Source organism: Paenibacillus taichungensis, from assembly GCF_003287275.1.
GTDB classification, from domain to species: Bacteria; Bacillota; Bacilli; order Paenibacillales; family Paenibacillaceae; genus Paenibacillus; species Paenibacillus taichungensis_A.
In genome coordinates, this window is the sequence record NZ_QEVW01000010.1 from 53,268 (window position 1) to 73,638 (window position 20,371).

The 20,371-nt window shown below is 49.4% G+C and carries 19 protein-coding genes; 11 read left to right on the forward strand and 8 right to left on the reverse strand.

The window, feature by feature from the left end; genetic code table 11:
• The first annotated feature begins 9 nt into the window (after positions 1-9).
• Genes DC345_RS17200 through DC345_RS17210 form a run of 3 tightly spaced genes read left to right on the forward strand, consistent with a single transcriptional unit; the run spans position 10 to position 1,895 of the window.
• Positions 10-507: an NADAR family protein gene (locus tag DC345_RS17200; protein WP_113054100.1), complete on the forward strand. Its 498-nt coding sequence runs from the start codon at positions 10-12 to the stop codon at positions 505-507.
• Positions 488-1,426 carry a TIGR02452 family protein gene (locus tag DC345_RS17205; protein WP_113054101.1) on the forward strand — a complete coding sequence of 313 codons (939 nt, stop codon included), beginning with the start codon at positions 488-490 and terminating at the stop codon, positions 1,424-1,426. Before DC345_RS17200 ends, DC345_RS17205 begins: the two co-directional genes overlap by 20 nt.
• A gap of 46 nt (positions 1,427-1,472) precedes the next feature.
• Entirely contained in the window at positions 1,473-1,895 is a 423-nt protein-coding gene (locus DC345_RS17210; protein WP_113054102.1) for a macro domain-containing protein, read from the forward strand.
• Between the two features lie 156 nt (positions 1,896-2,051).
• Here DC345_RS17210 and DC345_RS17215 read toward each other — a convergent pair whose 3' ends face one another.
• The 6 genes from DC345_RS17215 to DC345_RS17240 all read right to left on the reverse strand — a co-directional run bounded on the left by DC345_RS17215 (position 2,052) and on the right by DC345_RS17240 (position 8,534).
• Positions 2,052-2,999 (reverse strand): iron-hydroxamate ABC transporter substrate-binding protein, encoded by a 948-nt coding sequence (locus DC345_RS17215; protein ID WP_113054103.1) that lies wholly within the window; start codon positions 2,997-2,999, stop codon positions 2,052-2,054.
• A gap of 90 nt (positions 3,000-3,089) precedes the next feature.
• The gene (locus DC345_RS17220) at positions 3,090-4,106 is read right to left on the reverse strand and encodes a FecCD family ABC transporter permease (protein WP_113054104.1); all 1,017 of its coding nucleotides are present in this window, start codon (positions 4,104-4,106) and stop codon (positions 3,090-3,092) included.
• Between the two features lie 2 nt (positions 4,107-4,108).
• Complete coding sequence (locus tag DC345_RS17225; protein WP_181586633.1) at positions 4,109-5,080, reverse strand: FecCD family ABC transporter permease; 972 nt, start codon at positions 5,078-5,080, stop codon at positions 4,109-4,111.
• A gap of 202 nt (positions 5,081-5,282) precedes the next feature.
• Positions 5,283-7,001 (reverse strand): helix-turn-helix domain-containing protein, encoded by a 1,719-nt coding sequence (locus tag DC345_RS17230; protein ID WP_113054106.1) that lies wholly within the window; start codon positions 6,999-7,001, stop codon positions 5,283-5,285.
• Between the two features lie 33 nt (positions 7,002-7,034).
• Complete coding sequence (locus DC345_RS17235) at positions 7,035-7,784, reverse strand: ABC transporter permease (RefSeq protein WP_113054107.1); 750 nt, start codon at positions 7,782-7,784, stop codon at positions 7,035-7,037.
• A 9-nt stretch (positions 7,785-7,793) separates the two neighbouring features.
• Positions 7,794-8,534: an ABC transporter ATP-binding protein gene (locus DC345_RS17240; protein WP_113054108.1), complete on the reverse strand. Its 741-nt coding sequence runs from the start codon at positions 8,532-8,534 to the stop codon at positions 7,794-7,796.
• A 228-nt stretch (positions 8,535-8,762) separates the two neighbouring features.
• Here DC345_RS17240 and DC345_RS17245 point away from each other — a divergent pair, with 228 nt between their 5' ends.
• On the forward strand, positions 8,763-9,764 hold the full coding sequence (locus DC345_RS17245; protein ID WP_113054109.1) for a Gfo/Idh/MocA family protein: 1,002 nt from the start codon (positions 8,763-8,765) through the stop codon (positions 9,762-9,764).
• A 21-nt stretch (positions 9,765-9,785) separates the two neighbouring features.
• On the forward strand, positions 9,786-10,406 hold the full coding sequence (locus DC345_RS17250; RefSeq protein ID WP_181586626.1) for a pyroglutamyl-peptidase I: 621 nt from the start codon (positions 9,786-9,788) through the stop codon (positions 10,404-10,406).
• A 612-nt stretch (positions 10,407-11,018) separates the two neighbouring features.
• On the opposite strand, the gene DC345_RS17255 is transcribed toward DC345_RS17250, so the two are convergent.
• A complete protein-coding gene (locus DC345_RS17255) occupies positions 11,019-11,861 on the reverse strand; it encodes a 1,4-dihydroxy-6-naphtoate synthase (protein ID WP_113054110.1) in 843 nt (280 codons plus the stop codon).
• Positions 11,858-12,730 carry a futalosine hydrolase gene (locus DC345_RS17260; protein WP_181586627.1) on the reverse strand — a complete coding sequence of 291 codons (873 nt, stop codon included), beginning with the start codon at positions 12,728-12,730 and terminating at the stop codon, positions 11,858-11,860. Before DC345_RS17260 ends, DC345_RS17255 begins: the two co-directional genes overlap by 4 nt.
• 477 nt (positions 12,731-13,207) lie before the next feature.
• On the opposite strand from DC345_RS17260, the gene DC345_RS17265 reads away from it, so the two are divergent.
• The 6 genes from DC345_RS17265 to DC345_RS17290 all read left to right on the forward strand — a co-directional run bounded on the left by DC345_RS17265 (position 13,208) and on the right by DC345_RS17290 (position 20,371).
• A complete protein-coding gene (locus DC345_RS17265) occupies positions 13,208-13,597 on the forward strand; it encodes a GntR family transcriptional regulator (protein ID WP_053783970.1) in 390 nt (129 codons plus the stop codon).
• Positions 13,590-14,492 carry an ABC transporter ATP-binding protein gene (locus DC345_RS17270; protein WP_113054111.1) on the forward strand — a complete coding sequence of 301 codons (903 nt, stop codon included), beginning with the start codon at positions 13,590-13,592 and terminating at the stop codon, positions 14,490-14,492. Before DC345_RS17265 ends, DC345_RS17270 begins: the two co-directional genes overlap by 8 nt.
• Positions 14,446-16,494, forward strand: coding sequence for a hypothetical protein (locus DC345_RS17275; RefSeq protein WP_181586628.1), 2,049 nt, complete (start codon positions 14,446-14,448; stop codon positions 16,492-16,494). The genes DC345_RS17270 and DC345_RS17275 overlap by 47 nt, the downstream gene beginning before the upstream one ends.
• A 445-nt stretch (positions 16,495-16,939) precedes the next feature.
• The gene (locus DC345_RS17280; RefSeq protein WP_181586629.1) at positions 16,940-17,833 is read left to right on the forward strand and encodes a hypothetical protein; all 894 of its coding nucleotides are present in this window, start codon (positions 16,940-16,942) and stop codon (positions 17,831-17,833) included.
• Between the two features lie 108 nt (positions 17,834-17,941).
• Positions 17,942-18,418 (forward strand): nickel-responsive transcriptional regulator NikR, encoded by a 477-nt coding sequence (gene nikR / locus DC345_RS17285; protein ID WP_113054114.1) that lies wholly within the window; start codon positions 17,942-17,944, stop codon positions 18,416-18,418.
• A gap of 309 nt (positions 18,419-18,727) precedes the next feature.
• Entirely contained in the window at positions 18,728-20,371 is a 1,644-nt protein-coding gene (locus DC345_RS17290) for an ABC transporter substrate-binding protein (protein ID WP_113054115.1), read from the forward strand.

Here is a 20,371-nt window from a genome sequence, read left to right on the forward strand (position 1 = left end):
GGAATATCAATGGAGAAGTTTACATTTTTCTGGCGCACAGCGTCTCCGTTCTCACAGTGGCACCCGGCGGATTTTACCGTGAATGGTGTTCAATACACCAGTGCGGAGCAGTATATGATGCACCAGAAAGCTTTGCTGTTCGGCGATCAGATTAGTGCAGATAAGATCCTGAAAGCAAGCTCCGCTTCCGTACAAAAAAAGCTGGGCAGACAGGTCGCAGGGTTCGACCAGACTGTATGGGAAGCGGAGTGCAAACGTATTGTCTATGAAGGTAACGAAGCCAAATTCACCCAAAACGAGCAACTGATGACCTCGCTGCTCGCTACCCGAGGAACGACCCTTGTGGAGGCAAGCCCGGATGATCGCATCTGGGGGGTTGGACTGGCGGAGGAAGACCCGCGCATTCGTAATAGAAGAACGTGGCGGGGAACGAACTGGCTGGGAGAGATTCTCACCCGTCTTAGAGAAAATATAGGAAGTGATGAAGATGAACAATCAACAACATAGGAACAATATTCAGAACAACAATCATAGTAAAACAACTGGCATTAATAGCACGAATCAACGTTCCAAACGATCCCAGATCGCCCATCAGACACTGGCTATTCTGGAAGAAGGAGAATACGTGAACGGATATGATCGCAGGGTTCAGATCGGTACAGATTTACAGCGAGCGATCCAAGATTCGGTCTTATATCGTCCCACGGAACTTATCGCTCTTCGAGAAAAGCGAAGTAAAGAAATGGTCCAGCTGCAACCTTCCGTCGAAGCTTCAGCCGTTCGCATCGAGGTTACGGGCGAGACCACACTCGCAGCCGCTTCACGTCTTTCTGTGGATGAAGGAAGGGAAGATGTCATTTGCCTGAACTTTGCATCAGCGAAAAATCCCGGCGGCGGCTTCCTGGGTGGCAGTCAGGCACAGGAGGAGAGCTTGGCCCGGGCTACGGGACTGTACCCATGTATCGCCCAAATGAGCGAAATGTATGACTACAACCGCAAGCAGCGATCTTGTATGTACTCGGATTACATGATCTATTCGCATGCTGTTCCGGTGATCCGTGATGACGAGGATCGGCTGCTCGACCAATATGATCTGTCGGCATTTATTACAGCGCCTGCTGTAAATGCGGGAGTGGTGAGAGAGCGGGGAAATGCCGATGATCAGCAGATTGAGTCTGTCATGAAAGGGCGCATTCGCTATATTTTGGACTTGGCTTTGCTGCATGGACATCGAGCCATTGTGCTGGGCGCATATGGCTGCGGAGTATTCAGGAATGATCCGGCGAACGTAGCGAAGTATTTCCATGATGTGTTGGTGGAAGAGAACTTTAGACATTCCTTTGAACGAATCGTATTTGCCGTATTCGACCGGACAGCAGGACGGAAAACGTTCAAAGCATTTGAGAATCGTTTGGCGGGAGAGTGAATTGGAGAAGTTTGAAAAGTAAAACGTTGTAAGGGAGAGAACGGATATGGAGTTTCGTGAGATACAGCAGGATCTATTTGCTATGGAAGATTATTACACGCTTGCACACTGCATTTCCGCGGATGCGCGGATGGGTGCAGGAATTGCTGTGCAGTTTCGCCAGCGATTTGGCTTGGAGGTTCTCCAGGAGCAGGCGCAGCAGGAGCCGCTTGAGATCGGACAATGTTATCCGGTAGGGCGTACCCTGAATTTGGTCACCAAGGCCAAATTTTCGAACAAACCGACTTATCAGTCGTTTACCCGAGCCGTGGAATCCATGCGTGACATATGCGTTAGAGATGGGCTCAACAAACTGGCGATGCCGCAGATTGGTTGCGGGCTGGATAGGTTGAAATGGGATAAGGTGAGGGGCATTATTCAGGATGCTTTTGCCGAAACGGATGTTGAGATCGTCGTTTGTACCTTGTGATTAGGCCATGCCGACGGACTTTTACCTACAAGAATACCAATTTGGATTCAAAAAAACCTCTGCTTTGAGTGGATGAAGAGAGCATGTTAGCTGACTCTGTTCCGATCTACAAAGAGAGGTTTTTTGTGTTTTTAAATGTTGTGCGTAAGGATCATTTTATTTCTTGGAAAACATTTCTTTGGCTTCATCCATGGCCATTTTATTGCCGATTGAAGAGTAGTCCAGCCAAGGTTGAGCGCCGATCGGGTAGACATGACCTGCTTTGACAGCCTTCAGTCCTTGCCAGATTGGATTGTTTTGCAGTTCTTTGAACATGTTCTGAGCTTCATCATCCGAGTTCACAACAACGAAGATCGCATCTGCATCAAAGTCCGGCAATATTTCACGTGAAACAACTTGATACGGATTGGACGAATCGAATTCCTCAATGCCTTTTGCTGGAGTTAACCCCAGATCTTCATACAAAATCGGGCCCATTGGACGGCGTGTACTGAATACACGCAGTTCTTTGGCGGTAACACGGATTGCCATTACGGTGCCGTCACCGATTGTATCGTGAATCAGCGATTTCACTTCTTCCGTTTCAGTTGCATAATCCTGAATGTATTGCTCTGCTTCTTTCTCGCGGTTGACCAGTTTACCAATGTCTTTCAGGTGGTCGCGCCAAGTGCCATCATCCAGATTGAAGACGTGTACAGGAGCAATTTTCTCGAATTTGGCAATATCATCACCGGAGAATTCTTCGTCCAGATAGATGACATCCGGTTTCAGGGCAAGCAAAGCTTCCATGTCCGGGTCCTTAACGGGACCGAGCGGCGTTGTATTTTGTAGACGATCAGCAACATGGGACAAGAAGGCTTTGGCTTCCCCGCCGATCACCGAACCAACCGGTGTAATGCCGAGAGAGAGCAGGTCATTGGTCAGATGGATCGACATGGATGCGATGCGTTGATCCCCGGAAGCGGAATTGGTGTCCTGCGTAGTGTTCGAAGTGTCCGTAGTAGAACCTTCCGACGCAGAAGATGATTTATTGGCATTCCCGCAGGCTGCGAGTACAAGCACCAGACAGATGCTCATGAAGAGCATAAGGTTTTTCTTTAACATGGGTAATCTCAATCTCCTTGAACATCTCATGGATGTCGTTTTTATGTTGGGTATAACGGTGAAATTATTCGGATTGTTCCGATAAAGTCATTACTTGGTTCGTACCAGCAGGTATAAAAAGTAAGGTGCGCCTATCGCTGCGACCACAACACCTGCCGGAATGGAATTGGGCTGAAAGATCGTTCGCCCGACCGTATCGGCGGCAACTAGGATCACCATGCCGATGAGTCCGGCGGCTGGGATCAGATGGCGATGCATCGGGCCAACCAGTCTGCGGGCCAGATGTGGTGCCGCCAGACCAATGAACCCGATTCCGCCAGCCATTGACACACTGACAGCAGATAATGCTACCGTGCACAATAGCAAAATAACACGCTGGGATCTGACGGGTGTACCAATACTGGTTGCGGCAGCATCTCCCAGATTGAAGGCATCCAGTGTTTTGGAGCGGCTCCATATGTACGAGATGCACAGCACAATCCATGGAAGCAGCGCCTGAACATGAACCCAGTCTCTGCCCCACACGCTACCTGCCAGCCAGCGGGCGGCGAAGGAATAGGTTTCTTCATCCAAACGCAGGGACAGATAGAGCGTCAGGGCATGGAAACCGGCTGCTACGGCAATGCCCACCAGAATTAGTTTAATGGGGGATACTCCGTTATGTCGGTCATAGGATAGCAGCATGATAATTAGCGCCGCGGCGACACTACCTGCAAAAGCAAACAACGGAATCAGCAAGGCCACCGAACCATTCATGGAATGGCAGAAGCTTACAAATACCATCAATCCAAAAGCCGCTCCTGCATGCAAGCCGAGAATGCCCGGATCGGCCAGTGGATTGCGCGTAATACCTTGCAGTGCAGCACCAGCCACACCGAGTCCCGCTCCGGCGAGCACAGTAACCAGAATGCGTGGCAGTCGATAGTCGAACAATACAATCTGATCATCCGGCGTGCCATTGCCTAGCAGGGTGTGAAGCACGGCTATTGGTGACAGGCGAATTGTTCCCGAGTTGAGACTGATAACAATAACGGCACAGGCGATGCAGAGCAGCGTAACGCTGACCGCGATGGAACGTTTGCCTCGTGAGGGTGCATTGGTGTTCATCGCTATAGGGCCCTCCTTTCTTTACGGGCCAGATAGAGGAAGAAGGGCACACCGACAAAGGCGACCATAATGCCTACTGCCAGTTCCTGCGGCGGGTTCACAATGCGTGATCCCAGATCGGCGAGCACCAGCAAGACGGCTCCGAGCAGGGAGGACATCGGAATGATGAGTCGATAATCCACGCCAACCAATTTGCGAGAAATATGTGGAATGACCAGTCCAACAAAGCCGATCGAGCCTACAGCAGAAACGGATACGCCAGCCAGCACAACAACCGCCGTCAAGGCAAACAGCCTGGTCCAGCGTAGATTGATTCCGAGATTAATGGCAACTTCTTCTCCTAGCGACATGAGAGATATCCGACGAGCCATAGGCAAAGTGAGCACGAGAGTAACGAGCAGAACAGGCAGAATCAGCTTCAGATGCCGCCATTCAATTCCCCCGAAACCACCCGCATACCAGAAGGCCAAATCCTGGCTCAAGTCAAAATATATGGCGACACCGGTGCTGAGCGAACTCAGCATGGCTGCAATAACGGCACCCGCAACGGTAAGCCTGATGGACGTCAGTCCTCCAGGGGCCGCCATACCCAGCAGGAAAATGAGCAGAGTGCCAAGCACAGCCCCTGCAAATGACAGGAACATAATCCAGCCATAAGGCAGCCCTGGCCAAAAGGCAAAGCTGAGCGCCACAACAAAGGTAGCTCCTGCATTAATCCCAAGAATGCCGGTGTCTGCCAGCGGATTACGTGTTATTCCCTGCATGAGCGCTCCGGCCACAGCAAAGGCTGCGCCAATTACAGCAGCAGCAATGACACGTGGCAGCCGTAGCTCGTGAATAATCTGATGCGGCGTCAAAGCCGGATTGTACTGGAATATGGCAGTCCATACGGTCTCCAGTGTCAGCCCCTTAGCACCAAGAGAAATGGCGACAAACATACTAAGCAGCAGTGCGGAAATGGCCGCCAAAAACATTAGGCCAACCGTCACTGCGGATTTTCTTGATGTGGACGGACGTTGTGACAGTCCCGGATGTTGAATGCGGGTCACTCCTTTGGTACCAACAACGCTTTGCTGTTGTTATTGATTATCATTATCAATTAGTGAACATTATAAAATCTTAATTCAGGCCCGTACATGGCATAAATTAAGATTCTAGAGATGGACATTTTTTAGATTACAGAAATGCTGGTTTGTTCGTCAACATAGAGAGCGCTTCATCGAGCTGGATGTTGATGGAATACGGAGCGTATACCACCCATGAATTCCAGTCTATGACATGAATGCGCCCAGCTTTAACCGCGGGATAGTTTTTCCACAATGGATCAGCAGTAATCTGCTGCAACAGAGTGGTACGTTCGTGCATGGACGTAACCGCAATCAACAGCACATCTGCTTCGAGGCCATTCCATTCTCCAGGCGTGAAAGGCATCCAGTTGAATCCCACACCAGCAGGTTTGCCTGTCAGTTCATTCTGAATTCGATCAGGAGCGGCCAGCTGCAGGCTGCGGTAAAATACATGACCGAAGTTGCGATTGCTGTACATGCGCGGTCCTTTTGCAGTTAAGGTACAGATCGCGACGGTGACCTGCCCCGCTGTTTCCCTGATTTTTTTACGAGCCCGCTCTGCCTTACGCTCATGCCGATCCAGCCACTCCCTAGCCGCTTGAGTACGATCCACAATAGAGGCGATTTTCTGCAGATGACCGAACATGTCTGTCTGATTCCATGGGATGGTGATGATTGGAGCCACATCTCCGATATGCTCCATCGCTTTAGCCGCTGCGTTATCCTTGGTCAGAACCAAATCGGGATTCACATCCAGAAATGCCTGACGTCCCTGTTCCCATGGTTCATAGGCATGGAATGGCAGTGTCAACGATTTGGGAACATGGGGCAGATGGCCTTGGATTTGAGCTGCACATGGTGTGATGCCAAGTGTCATCAGGTGATCGGTGTATGGATAGGAGAGTGAGACGATATTTCGATGTACCTGCTTGGCATAGGAAGTTGGCGCATAACCGGCATGGTTCCTGAAGCGGCGGCTGAAATAGAATTCGTCCCGATAGCCTACGTGGCGGGCCACATCACGAATTCGCAGATCTGAAGTCATGAGCAATTCCTTGGCCCGATTCATTCGTAAATGAGTGATATATTCGATTGGATTTTTCTGCATCCGGCTCTTGAAAAGCTGTGAATAATATGAAGGGTGCATACCTGCCAGTTCGGCCAGCTTCTCCAGCTTGATCTCGTTCATATAGTTTTCCCGCATGTACTGCAAAGTTGATCTGAGCCAATGCTCTGGCTCGTCCTGTCCTTCCGCATCCGACTGATCATCCTGTGGCCAGAGGGTATGAAGCAGATCGGTCAGAAGCAGCTGCACTTTCAGGCTGGTCTGTGAAGCTTCGGTTGTTAATTGTGCGGCAATTCGCTGTATCCCATAGTAAGGTCCCTGAATCCATCCTGTTACAGGTGAACCAAGCTCTCGCTCATATATTCGCCGTTCTTCCGTTTTCTCAGCTACCCGAAACAGATCAAATTGAATGATATACAATTCCATCTCATGGTCCGCATCAGAGTATAGCTCCAGGGATGTTCCCGGAGTGCACAGGAAGGCAGACTTGCGGGCGACAAGGGATTCGATGCCGTTCACTACCAGCTTGCCCGTGAATTTGTGCATGTAGACAAAGGTATGGTGAGGGAGCTCAGTCTGACTCCATTGCCAATGAGTATTCACGGTAACCAGCTCTGCCTGACGCAGTTCGAGCAGCGCATCATTCAGAAAAGCATGCATTTCCGTTCGGGAGATGGATGCATCAGCTGGTTTCGGCTGATCCGGTTGGGTCAACGTGTGGGAGATAGTGCGGTTATTATTGATGCTCGGACGGGTTAACATGGTGTGACCTCCTTTCCTGGCGGGGGTGATGTGTTATAGCGAGCGAAGCCGCATATCCGATGTGAACCACTGTCGGTACGTCATCATGCTGAGCAGGATGCTGGTAATAGCGGCTGAGCTGGTAAAAGCAAATACGATCAGAATCTGGTAACGAACGGCCTCAACCGGATCGGCACCCGCAATAATCATGCCTGTCATCATGCCAGGAAGCTGAACGAGTCCTACTGTTTTCATGCCATCGATCGTGGGGATCATGCTGGATTTTACGGAACGTTTCAAAACATCCTGAAAAGCACGTCTGGGCGTTGCACCCAGTGCAAGCAGCGATTCAATTTCTCCTTTGGAGGATTCGACCTCGCGTTTCATCTGATTCAGGAACAGCCCGGATACTACCATGGCATTACCGATGGTCATCCCGCTCAATGGAATAATGTATTGGGGAGTAGGGGCTACAATACCCAGTCCTAACAACAGCCCCATCATAAGCAGCTCCGTGACTGTAATTGCAGCCGCAATATAAAAGGCAATCCAGCGAAGTCCTTTTCCGCGTTTGCCAGCATTAATGGAGGCTACGGTAATCATGAATCCGACAATGGCAATGATGAGAGCCGGGTGGTCCGAGTTAAAAATAAATTGAAGTACATAGCCGACAAGCAGCAGCTGTACAGCGGAACGAACGGTACCTATAGCAATATCCTTTTCCAGATCAAGCTTCTGCCAGACAGAGATGAGCATGGTGACCATCACAAATATAATGGTAAAACTCAGAGCGATGAGTGACATGATTTCTCCTTATTCTGCCGCATGGGCAGGGCGCATAATGAATTGTTTGGCCAGGTCAGTGGCCGGATTGTCAAAAAAATGAGCTGTAGACTGGCGCTCCAATAGTGTCTGATTGCCCATAAACCAGGTGGTTGTACTGAATGATCGTGCCTGTTCCTGATCATGGGTAACCCAGACGAGTGAAGTACCTTCCTGCTGACTCCAGCGGGTCAATTGTTCTTCTACCATTCGGGCGTTGGTCCGATCCAGGGAAGCAGTCACTTCATCCAGCAGCAGGACCTCAGGACGCAGCATCATGGAACGAATCAGGGCTATACGCTGTTTCTCCCCTCCAGAGAGGTCGATAGCCCGCTTATGAATATCAAGATTCTCCAATCCCATGCCTGCAAGCAGGCGGCGGGCCAGATCCTGATCGTATGGCTGCCTGTGAAGCAGGTGCACCGTTTTCAGGTTATCTTCCACACTGCCTGCCAGCATGACAGCCTGCTGTGCGACATATGTCATTCGCATGCGCCAGATACGAGGGTCCGAATCCCGATAAGAAATTCCTTTCCAGATCAGGTCTCCTTCATCAGGAATATCCAGAAGGGCGAGAATGCGGAGCAAGGTGCTCTTCCCTTGGCCGGATGCACCAAGTATGGCAATACGTTCTCCCTGATCCACTACTGCGTTCACATGTTCAAATAAAATACGCTGCTCGGTTAAACCGATACGTTTTACTAGCTTATCAATGGTTATAAGTGTGGACAAAGTCGGGCCGTCCTTTCATCCGTGATCTGCAATCATCTTAGCAAAAATACGGAAAAATTGAAATGAGAGTGAATCTCAATTAGAACATTGAAATGACAACATCGAATGTGAAAGATGAAACTGGTCTGACGCAAGCGGTTCTTTTTGGTAAAATAAAGAAGACTCCGTGTTGGCCTAATCGAGATCGTGATCTTTTTAAAATATGTTGATATCAGGGGAGGCTTTACGATGACGAAAGTTGTTGGACGGGACAAAGTGAATTGGGGCATTATGGGTACGGGATGGATTGCATCCCAATTCGCGCGAGATCTGGAGCATGCCGGGAATGCTGTAAAAGCGGCAGTGGGTTCACGAACAGCCGAAAGTGCAGAGAAGTTTGCAGCTGAATATGGTTTTGCACGCGCTTACGGTTCATATGATGAGATGCTGCAGGACCCTGAAGTGGATATTATTTATGTGGCTACACCGCATCCGTTACATAAGGAAAATGTGCTTGCTTGTCTGGAAGCGGGCAAAGCAGTTCTCTGTGAGAAACCCTTTACGATGAATGCCCGTCAGCTGGAGCAATTGGTGGAGAAGGCGCGTGAGCGCAAACTGTTTCTTATGGAAGGCATGTGGACACGCTTTCTGCCACCGATTACCCAAGCGAGAGCATGGATTGCGGAAGGACGAATCGGCGAGGTACGTTTGGTCAAAGCAGACTTTGGTTTCCGCGTAGGCTGGGAGCCGGAAGGCAGGTTACTTAACCCGGATCTGGGTGGAGGTGCTTTGCTTGATGCAGGGGTATATCCGATCTCCTTCGCGTCCATGATTTTTGGTGAGCAGCCTCAGCATGTGTGGAGTACGGCGAACATTGGACAGACGGGTGTGGATGAACAGTTCTCCGTACTGTTGTCTTATTCCGAAGGCCGTTCTGCCTCGCTGAATGGGGCCATTCGGCTTAACCTGAGTAACGAAGCGGTCATATATGGCACAGAAGGGTACATTCGTTTACCTCTTTTCCTGGCAGGCAAAGAAGCCTATCTGCATGTGAACGGCCAGGACGAACCGGAGAAATTCACCGATGACCGGACGTGTATTGGATATGCATTTGAAGCCGAGGAAGCAGGGCGCTGCATTCTGGAAGGACGTACCGAGAGCAGAACGATACAACTGGACGAATCCCTGGAAATCATGAAGTTGATGGACACCATTCGTGGGCAGTGGGGCCTGCGTTACAAATCCGAGTAAATAGACAGGAGTGGAAAAGCGATGGTGAAAATTCTGATCTCTGGATTTGAACCTTTTGGCGGGGATGCGGTGAATCCAACGGGAGAGCTGATGGAGGCATTTGCGCAGGAAGTGATGGGGGGAGCGGAGCTGAAAACAGTGCTGCTGCCTGTGCACTTCGATGAATGTGCGGATCTGCTGATCGCAGAGATGGAATCCTGGCGACCGGATGTTGTCATCGCCTGTGGTCTGGCCAAAGGCAGGACAGCCATTACAGTTGAACGGATTGCTGTTAATGTCAAAGATATTCCTCCTGGCTCCTATGCGGACAACCAGGGCCAGCAACCTGTGGACGAGCTCATCGTCGAGGGCAGCCCAGACGGTCTGTTCTCCACATTGCCAATTCGTGCGATGGTAAATAACCTGGGGGCAGCAGGCATCCCGGCTGCGGTGTCCAATACGGCAGGCACGTATATTTGTAACAATACGATGTATCGGGTGCTGGATCATATCCGATTGAAGCAGCTTCCGATTCGTGCCGGATTTGTACATTTCCCAGCTTCAACGGAGATGGCTGTGTTTCAACCTTCCGTGCCGTCACTGCCCATTCCCATGATGCTGGATGCTCTGCGGGTTATGATTCGCACGGTAGTAGCGGAGTAACGGGTAGTGACATGATGGAAGGTAAATGAATGATGGTCGGCACCATGTGCATCTCCTAGTGTGCGATGTAATGAGTGATACGCATCCCGATTACCAGTTTTGTATCCCGACCTGCGTATACATATTGGACTGCTGAGAGTTTGTTAATATGTGGAGTTTGAGGGATCAACAAGGTGTGAAGATTTCGATTTTTGTTGAAGTGAATTAAAAAAGGCTGTCCTGTAGTCAATAAACATGACTTTACAGGACGGCCTTTTAATTATTGGTATTGGTGGCAGTGAGAGGTGTGCAGCCTCGTCACGTCTAACGAACTTGAGAAACGCTGATGGGCGAAGATTCACAACTACTGGAATCTAACGAATCACAGAAGCGTTATTTGGGCGATATACCCGATTTTTCTGTCTTTTCGCCGAGTTTTACGGAAATAACGTGACTGAGATTCGTTAGTATTGGCATTCCGCTGAGTTCAGCTTAATAAGGTGTTACCGGTTCGTTAGCGGTTTTGGGGCCCGCAGGTCAATATTACATCACTGAGACCGTACCCAACAGAAATAGGAAAACGAGATTGGGCACAGCCTCAGTGATGTATGTTTTGTATGAATACCTGACGAATTAGATCCGCAACAAATCCAGATCGAACTCGGGAACAAGACCTTCTTTCATCGCTCGTCCAAGCAATGCTGTAATTGCACCGTAACCGTCATCGCCCAGGTTGGCACTGAACTCGTTAACGTATAGGCCGATATGCTGCGCAGTTACATCAGGGTCCATCTCTTGAGCATGTTCCATGACGTATGCTTTGGACTCATCCGGATGCGCCCAAGCGTATTCCACCGAGGCACGTGCCCAACCTGCAAGAGCGTGAGCATCCAGGTTGCGACGGGCGATGATCGCACCCAGCGGGATTGGAAGACCAGTGTCGCTTTCCCACCAGTTACCGAGATCTGTCATAAGTTTGAGATCATAATTCTGGTACGTGAAGCGTGCTTCATGGATAACCAAGCCGGCATCGATCTTTCCATCCCGGACAGCAGGCATAATCTGGTCGAATGGCATAACGACAATCTCGCCTACACCGCCGGGAACATTTTGTGCTGCCCAGAGACGGAATAACAGGTAGGCTGTTGAACGTTCGCTCGGTACGGCAACTCGGCGTCCCGAGAGATAGGCCGGATCGGTTGTGCCGTTAGCGGTCAGAACCAGTGGACCACATCCTCTGCCAAGTGCGCCGCCCGCAGGCAAGAGTGCATAATCTTTCAGCACATAAGGCAGAGCTGCATAGGATATTTTCATGACTTCAGGTGTATCTGGTCCATCCGGATTAGCCGCAAGGCCGTTGGTAATATCGATGTCCGCATAACGGACATCAAGCTCAGGTGCACCAGGAATAAGTCCATGCACCCATGCGTGAAAGATAAATGTATCGTTAGGACAAGGGGAAAATGCAATTTTCATGATGTAAGTACCTCCCGTAAAATGGAACTTGCAGCCTGGAGCGCATCCAGGGCATCCTTGATGCGCCAGGCGTCGCGGTCGCGTGGACCGACCGCGTTGGATATAGCCCGCAGTTCGAGTGCAGGCACGCCGAACTGCTGGGCAGCAGTTGCTACGCCGAAGCCTTCCATGCCTTCGGCGGCGGCATCCGGCACGCGGCGCAGCAGCTCCGCGGCCGTCTCGGCAGTTCCGGTCGCCGTGGATACGGTGACCGCCGTGCCTCCGCTGACAGCGAGCCCTGCCCGCTGCAGCTCATGGCGAAGGCGCGCGGCAAGCACCGCGTCCGCCGCCACACGGGACGAGCCGAAGCCGAGCTCGTCCACGCTGAGGAAGCCGTCTGGCGTCTGCGAGCCCAGATCGGCGGCAACCATGGCGTCGGCCACCACGAGGGAGCCGACGTCCGCCCGGCCGGGGAACCCGCCGCCGATGCCGGCACTGACCACCAGCGTGTACGCTGGGGTCAGTCCGGTCCCGGCAAGGGGCCCCGGCCTTGAAGATGCGGCAGATGCCTGTGCCGCATCAGTTTGGCTTGGCGCAGCGGAGCCTTGCGCCAGCGCATTTGCGCCAGCCGCTGCTGAGGCAAAGGCCAGCGCGGCAGCGGTTCCTGCAGCGGCCGAGGCAGGGCCTACGCCCGCAGCAATCACATCAAAGTGAGCAGCTTGGTCACCCAAGCCGCGCAGTACCGCCTCTTTTTCCGCATCAACGGCGGTTACGATTAATACACGCTGTGTCGAAGCTGTGGATGTCGCGTTTGTTTCTAAGCTACTTGACAAGCTTGTAGTTTCTGGGCGATTACGTTCTATAGAATCATTCTGTTTCTGTTCATTCATCCCGAATTCTCCCTCATGAGGTTTTTATAAAGCCATCTATAAAATATGTACGCATAGGCCAGACGGAGTGACAACTGTACTGACAACGAGCGAAGCGAGCACGTGAACCAGTGAATGAGCACAACGTTCTTCTCCATCATAACGGAAGGGGAAAGATCAGAACAAGCTTTGAACGTATTTAGCCGGATAAGCGATTTAACGAACAGTAGCAACTCGCCCGAACCAGACTGAGACCCGAAATTATGCGTTTTATATAACAGAGTGATCTATTTTCAATCGTCTATATGTCACTTTAATCATATATATAAACCTAACGCGAATCATACGAGAAGTCAAAGTAAATGGTTGACAATCTGTATTAACTGTACTAATAATAGTAATACAGTTAATACACCTTAGGATTGGATATATACACTTCAAAATACAGTCATCGTTCATCAATAGGGTATTACAACTTTTATAGAGAGGAGGTGCGGGATGTTCGAATTGGATGTACGCAGCCGTAAGGCGATCTATGAGCAACTAGTAGACAAAATCAAAGAAATGATCGTGTACGGTGTTCTCCAACCCGATGAGCAGCTGCCTTCCGTTCGCACACTATCCGGGCAGCTCACGGTTAATCCGAATACGATTCAGAAGGCGTACCGGGAACTTGAACGTGAAGGTTATATCTATTCATTGCAGGGAAAAGGGAGCTTCGTATCATCGTCCGTGGAACATCCGAATGCAGCCATGAGAGATGAAATCAGAGCCGCTCTGGTGAAGCTGATTGCGGAAGCTTCATATTCCGGTTTGAGCAAAGCCGATATGACGCTTTTATTTGAGGAAGCGATGGCCCGTATAGAGAAGGGGGAGCCGCATGATTGAGCTGAATCAGGTCATTAAGGCATTTGAACAGGAAAAAGCCGTTGATGGCGTCACGATGCAAGTACATAAGGGATCGATCTACGGTTTGCTCGGTTCCAACGGGGCAGGCAAAACGTCGCTGCTCAAAATACTCGCAGGCATCTATCGTCAGGATAGCGGCACGGTTCGCATTGATGGGCAAGAGATATATGAAAATATGGACCTCAAGGGACGTACCATTTTTATGGCGGATGCGCCATACTTTTTCCCTCAATCGTCCATTCATCAGATGGCTGCCTTCTATCGTTCGGTGTATCCGCGCTGGAATGAGGAGCGTTTTGTACAGCTCGGCAGTGTATTTAAACTGGACGTGAAACGTAAACTGCATCGCATGTCCAAAGGCATGCGCCGTCAGGCAGCCGTATGGCTTGGACTTAGCTGCATGCCTGAAGTGCTGCTCATGGATGAGCCAATTGATGGGCTTGATCCGGTCATGCGGCAGCAGATCAAAAATCTGCTGTTCCAGGAAGCAGCGGAGCGTCAGGTGACGATTCTGATCTCGTCTCACAATTTGCGCGAGATTGAAGACCTATGCGACCATGTTGCCATCATGCACAAAGGCCGGATTATTGTAGAGAAAGATCTGGATGATCTAAAGGCCGATACACATAAAATTCAGGTCGCTTTCCGTCATCCTGATCATGCCAAGGCTATGGACGAACAGGTGAATATTTTGCATGAAGAGCAGCGTGGAAGTGTATCCCTGTTTATTGTGAAAGGTAATCGCGAGGCTGTGACGGAACGGTTCCGTGCATTTGATCCCTATCTGCTGGATGTGCTGCCGCTGACGCTGGAAGAAATATTTATCTATGAAATGGAGGATGCAGGATATGATATTCAACCGATTGTTCTGTAACCGGGGCATCCTGTTCCAAAATTTCAGGCAGCATGGATGGATCGGCATCTTGTACCTGATCACGTTGTTGTTTTCGCTACCGCTCCATATCGGTACAGAGTATCGGGATTTACCACAGCAAATTACGAGTTTGTTTCAGGCGAATGGAGAAGTACAAATTCTGTTTGCCATTACGTTCCCGGTAGCTGCGGGCATTTTTCTGTTCCGGTATGTGCAATCCGGTGCACCTTCAGATCTGTTCCACAGTTTGCCGTTGCGCCGCAAGCATCTGTTAACCGTTAATTTGTTGACAGGATTCATGATGATCTTGCTTCCGATCTGGATAACGACTGCCATTACAGGCTGGGTATGGGCAGCACTGGATCAGCCCGCATTTATATTCGAAGCTAGTTCAATCTGGATGTGGGGCCTCAGTATGAGCATCTACTCGCTGTTTATGTTCATGCTGACCGTGGTGGTAGGCATGTGCATTGGACAGTCCGTGTTGCAGGGGCTCACCGTTTATGCGCTCCTACTGTTGCCTGTTGTTGTATGGTTCATTTTTTCCTTACATCTTCAACATTACCTGCTTGGATATCCCTACGATGATATTGGGCGAAATGCACAAAATATATCTTTACTGCTTCGCATGGGTTCGATTAGTGGAGCTCCTGTGATCGGTTGGGAACTTATTATTTATACCATATTGACATTGATGTTCATTCTGTTGTCTTACGTATTCTATGCGAAGAGACAGGTGGAATCTGCTACCCAAGCGGTGACATTTACTGTTGTTAAACCCATATTCCGATTTGGTTTGATGTTTACGCTGGTTTTAATTAGCGGAGCCTACTTCACCATTATTGCTCCAAGAGGATCATCGGGGTGGGGAATTTTCGGATATATCCTCGGTGGAGTTGTCGGTTATATTGTAGCCGAGATGATTATTCGCAAGACGTGGTTGATTTGGAGCGGCAAGCTGCTGCCCAAGATGGCTTTATATGGTATCGTGGCCGGGTTGATTTTGTACGTCCCTGTTGCCAGTTGGAATGGATATGCTGCACGAGTGCCTGAGTTGAAGAAGGTTAACAGTATCAAGCTTGGTGGAGAGAGATACACTTATACTAACGGTGTCTCATCGAAAATGGATGACGATCCTTTCTATTCAAGTGATCCTGAATATATGAAAGCCGTTATTGCTCTTCATCAGAAGATCGTGGATTCTGATCTGTCTTTGCTGAATGATCCCATCAATCCTGGTATGCGTAATGACGAGTATGTGTTTATTAATTACAAGCTGGATAACGGCAAGGTGATGAAACGCAAATATTACATTCCGGAAGCCGATTTCCGTGAGGACTTAATAGCCTTGAAGCAGTCTCGAGATTATAAAAAATTTACTTACGATACCTATAAGCTGGAAGAGGATGCACTGAGTATCGGAATACGTTCCTCCATTAGTTCGTATCGTAAGGTTTACATTAGTAACCCGGAGCAAGTCCGTGAATTCAAGGAACTTCTGAGTCAGGACATCATGGATCAGACTTACGAGGAACAACGCTCTCCGTGGCAGTCCTTTGCGAACGCGGAAATCAACCAAGATTCCTCATTCGAGAATCCATCTCAGCCCAAGGAAATGTCGTACTTTGAGATAAAACCGAGTTACGACCGGGTTTTGGGCTGGTTGAAAGAAAATAAATATTATGAACAGCTGGACTTTCCTACGGAAGAAGTGGCTTCTGCACAGTTTGTGAAGCAGGAGATCAACAGTCCTGGAAATCCTCAGTTTGTATATCCTCAGTCAGAATATGTGGACGGGAATGTCAACGGCAACAAGCAAGTCGCTACTAAAAATAAAAAAATCATTAGCGACCTGCTCAAGCGTCAAAGGTCCGCTTATCAGACAGAGAAAGATACCCTGTATCAGATCAAATTGAATGTCACCCGCGGGGAGAACATCTACATGATGCTGAAAGAAGAAGACCTTACAGAAGAGATGAAAGCCATCCTGGCCGGACAGTAATATCATTTGCAAGCGGGAAGGGTTCTCCCGGTAAATATGCTGATTTCTCGATCTGACTTGACCAGAATACAAGTATGGAATATATTAGAAAAAGGTAATGATTCGATTCGAAATAATGATCATTTCGGCGAATCCCATATGGACGGCTTATGAGGGAAGCACCCGTAAGAGCAGGCAATACGCCTGACTTGCGGGTGCTTTTTTTGTTTTAGTCAAGATTTATTCATTCAGGGATCGTAATCGAATCACCGCACAGATACTCCAGCAGGTTCTAACTATCAATTCATATTGAAGGGAGCAGAAGAGAATGCAAACTGGAATTTTGGAGGGGAAGGAAAATAATCAGGCGGGTCTTTGTTCATGTTCAGTGCAAGCCAGGCAAAGCCACTTAAATGAGGGAAATGAAGGCAAGCAACAAATTATGAACCCATACCATATGAGGAGCATGAAGAATCATAGTTTCATGAGCAACCTGAGCAATCGATACGGGGCGCGCCCTAACCTTCGCGCTAACGTATGGACCCGTATGAGCCTGGGACTCATCATCATATTCAGTATGAGTGTGATGTATTATTCCTCCACTGCTGAAGCAGCGGGCCCTGAGCTTGGCGTAACAGCCCAGAAGGCGTGGGAAACCGTGCTGAGCAAGGCCGATTCGCAGACCAAGTTGTCCCTGCAACGAGCGTACGAGAACGTTAGTAACTGGACGACGCAGGAACAAGCTTGGGAACAAAAGACAAAGACCATTCATGCCGCCAATACCAAGGAGCTTGAACAACTACGTGTAAGTATAAGGCAAATCGATGATGCAAAGATCGGGGGTCTAAATGAAAAGGTAAAACAAACCGAGGCACGGTATGAGTCTTTGTTTGCCTTGTACAGTTCAGTGAATAAGCAGCTCGATGCCGCCAAAGCGATCAAAAACAAGGAATGGAGTGCGGCTATTCGAACCCAAGCGGATACGTTGAAACCAGTTGTTCAGCTTGCCCGACAAGACATTCGTCTCAAGAAAAAGGAGCTTGCCGAAGCCCGTAAACGAAAGAGTACAGAAGTGAAACGGTTGCGTACTTTACTGGCTGGAGCTGATCCGGTGAAGAAGCAGATTCAAACGGGCAAAAAGCAGGCGAGCCTGTCGAGAGAGCGATATTCAAACGCGTTGCAGCAGTTCAAACAGAGCACAAAACTAGGCCAGTCATCACGCGTATTAAGCTCGTTGAACTCCTTATCCGCAGCAGCAGAGAAATGGGCAGGTTCCAAACAACATATCTATACACTGGAACAGAAGGTAAGTGCTACCTACGCCGCAGTCAGACAGGAATTGACCAAGAGACCTAAATAAAAGTGGGCTACATTAACCCTTTTGCCACTACCGAGAAACAACAGTATAGTCGATGAGAAGACAGGACTGTGGTACACTCGAAGCAAATGAGGCGGCAGGAGGATATGAATGGCAGACAAAGAAGATTTGACCCGGTTTGGTGTGGCATTTCCCACGCCTCTGATCGAACAGTTTGACAGCTTTATCGAAGAGCAGGGATACAAAAATCGTTCGGAAGCTTTCCGTGACTTGGTCCGTAAAACATTGCTGGAGCCCTCTGCATTGCATTCCGAGCAGGATGTAGCTGGAACCATTGTGATGGTATATGACCACCATATCAGTGATCTTCCCATTCGATTAATGGAGCTGCAGCACGAGGCACACCATGACATCATCTCCAATATGCATGTGCACCTGAACCATGATCAGTGTCTGGAGGTCATTGCGGTACGGGGCAACCTAGGACGATTGCGTCATCTGCATCAGCAGATCCAGGTTCAAAAAGGAGTACTGTATGCAGAGTTGTCCGTAACGTATGTGGATGAGCTCAACAAAATGGCAAGCCACCACCATCCTCACCATTCTCCTGATTCTTCAATGGATTAAATGTCAAAATGTTAATAACCGATTCATTGGCTTTAGCCGACTTTTTCCTTAGCACGTATTAAGAACAACAGATTATTGGTCGATTACCGATAACCCTGTTGTTCTTTTTGTTTTGTTATAATACCTAACTCCAAACATTGTGTGGTATATCGATTCCTCAATTAATCTTATTTAAATTCCCTGTAAATGAAAATAAATGGATTTTGAAGTTATGTTTGTTGACACAACAAATCTGATTTGTGCTACAATTTTCAAAAAAAGTAACACGGATTTGGATTGAAACGAAAAATTAGAGGGGGAACAACGTAAATGCGCGGATTTTCATGGAGGAAACGATCGGTTAGAGCGGGATTAGGCATTTTACTTATATGTACAGTTGGGTTGTCGGGATGTACACAGGGGACATCCTCAACAGAGAGCGTCCATCAGGCGGCGACTTCTCTTCCAAAAGACGAATTGGTGCTGGCCGTTGGCACGGAACCGGAAGGCGGATTTGATCCCACTACGGGCTGGGGACAGTACGGCTCGCCGCTCTTTCAGAGCACTTTGTTGAAAAGGGATGCCAAGCTCCAACTGGTCAATGATCTGGCGACAGAGCATTCCGTCAGTGAAGATGGGCTGACTTGGACCGTCACACTTCGGGATGATGTAAAGTTCTCCGATGGTGAGCCACTGACGGCTGAAGATGTCAGGTTTACGTTTGAAACGGCTGCCAAGAGCGGTTCGGTCATCGATCTGACCAATATGGCTGATGTGGAAGCACCGGATACAACTACTGTCGTCTTTACATTAAAGTCGCCGCAGTCCACGTTTATCAGTCTTCTGACGACACTCGGTATTGTGCCTGAGCACGCCTATGGTCCTGATTATGCCGAGCATCCGGTTGGGTCTGGTCCATACAAGCTGGTGCAGTGGGATAAGGGGCAGCAGGCGATCGTCGAGGCTAACGAACAATATTACGGGAAAAAATCCACATTCCATAAACTTACATTTCTCTATCTGGATGAAGATGCAGCATTTGCGGCGGCGCAGGCGGGTACTGTCGATATCGCAGCTATCCCGGCGGCATTCAGCAAGCAGCAGGTAAGTGGCATGAAGCTTGAATCAGTGAAAACAGTGGATAACCGGGGCATCATGTTCCCGATGCAACCCGCAGGTGCGAAGTCTGGTGACGGCCTGCCGGCAGGCAATGATGTTACATCCGACATCTCCATTCGTAAAGCGGTAAATGTCGCGATTAATCGCATTGCATTGGTGGAGGGGGTACTGGAGGGGCATGGTCGTCCGGCCTACTCGGTCAGCGACGATCTGCCGTGGAGTAATCCGGATTCTGTATTTGCAGATGCGAATCCGGATGAAGCGAAGCAGATTCTGGCTGATGGCGGCTGGGTGGACACAGATGGTGATGGAATTGTCGAAAAGAACGGCACGAAGGCCGAGTTCAATCTGCTTTATTTTGCAGGGGATCTAACTAGACAATCTCTGGCACTGGCTGCTGCGGATATGGTGGCCCAGGCAGGGATCAAGGTCAATGTAGAGGGGAAGAGCCGGGAAGAGACGAAAAAGCTGGCCTATACTAATGCCGTATTATTCGGGTGGGGCAGTCATGATCCGCTTGAGACATACAACCTCTACAGTAGTACCCATAAAGGGGAAGGTTACTACAACACTGGATTGTACAGCAATCCAGCTGTGGACCACTGGATGCAACAAGCTCTCCAAGCGACAACGGAAGAAGAGGCACTGCCCTTCTGGCAGAAAGCGGAGTGGGACGGATCGACAGGATTCAGCTACCAGGGCGATGCGCCATGGGCATGGCTGGTGAACATTGATCATCTGTATCTGGTGAAGAATGGTCTAAATATCGGTGAACAGCAGATCCATCCACATGGTCATGGGTGGCCGGTGACATCCAATCTGGAAGAATGGTCATGGGATGCAGAATCGAAATAG

Excerpts from the sequence above, each read along its gene's own strand:
- DC345_RS17245 (WP_113054109.1), top strand. The coding sequence starts at position 8,763 with ATGACGAAAGTTGTTGGACGGGACAAAGTGAATTGGGGCATTATGGGT.
- DC345_RS17200 (WP_113054100.1), top strand. The coding sequence starts at position 10 with ATGGAGAAGTTTACATTTTTCTGGCGCACAGCGTCTCCGTTCTCACAG.
- DC345_RS17230 (WP_113054106.1), bottom strand. The coding sequence starts at position 7,001 with ATGTTAACCCGTCCGAGCATCAATAATAACCGCACTATCTCCCACACG.
- DC345_RS17265 (WP_053783970.1), top strand. The coding sequence starts at position 13,208 with ATGTTCGAATTGGATGTACGCAGCCGTAAGGCGATCTATGAGCAACTA.
- DC345_RS17205 (WP_113054101.1), top strand. The coding sequence starts at position 488 with ATGAACAATCAACAACATAGGAACAATATTCAGAACAACAATCATAGT.
- DC345_RS17275 (WP_181586628.1), top strand. The coding sequence starts at position 14,446 with ATGAAATGGAGGATGCAGGATATGATATTCAACCGATTGTTCTGTAAC.
- DC345_RS17280 (WP_181586629.1), top strand. The coding sequence starts at position 16,940 with ATGAAGAATCATAGTTTCATGAGCAACCTGAGCAATCGATACGGGGCG.
- DC345_RS17220 (WP_113054104.1), bottom strand. The coding sequence starts at position 4,106 with ATGAACACCAATGCACCCTCACGAGGCAAACGTTCCATCGCGGTCAGC.
- DC345_RS17260 (WP_181586627.1), bottom strand. The coding sequence starts at position 12,730 with ATGAATGAACAGAAACAGAATGATTCTATAGAACGTAATCGCCCAGAA.
- DC345_RS17250 (WP_181586626.1), top strand. The coding sequence starts at position 9,786 with ATGGTGAAAATTCTGATCTCTGGATTTGAACCTTTTGGCGGGGATGCG.
- DC345_RS17290 (WP_113054115.1), top strand. The coding sequence starts at position 18,728 with ATGCGCGGATTTTCATGGAGGAAACGATCGGTTAGAGCGGGATTAGGC.
- DC345_RS17270 (WP_113054111.1), top strand. The coding sequence starts at position 13,590 with ATGATTGAGCTGAATCAGGTCATTAAGGCATTTGAACAGGAAAAAGCC.
- DC345_RS17225 (WP_181586633.1), bottom strand. The coding sequence starts at position 5,080 with ATGTTTTTGGCGGCCATTTCCGCACTGCTGCTTAGTATGTTTGTCGCC.
- DC345_RS17255 (WP_113054110.1), bottom strand. The coding sequence starts at position 11,861 with ATGAAAATTGCATTTTCCCCTTGTCCTAACGATACATTTATCTTTCAC.
- DC345_RS17215 (WP_113054103.1), bottom strand. The coding sequence starts at position 2,999 with ATGTTAAAGAAAAACCTTATGCTCTTCATGAGCATCTGTCTGGTGCTT.
- DC345_RS17210 (WP_113054102.1), top strand. The coding sequence starts at position 1,473 with ATGGAGTTTCGTGAGATACAGCAGGATCTATTTGCTATGGAAGATTAT.
- nikR (WP_113054114.1), top strand. The coding sequence starts at position 17,942 with ATGGCAGACAAAGAAGATTTGACCCGGTTTGGTGTGGCATTTCCCACG.
- DC345_RS17235 (WP_113054107.1), bottom strand. The coding sequence starts at position 7,784 with ATGTCACTCATCGCTCTGAGTTTTACCATTATATTTGTGATGGTCACC.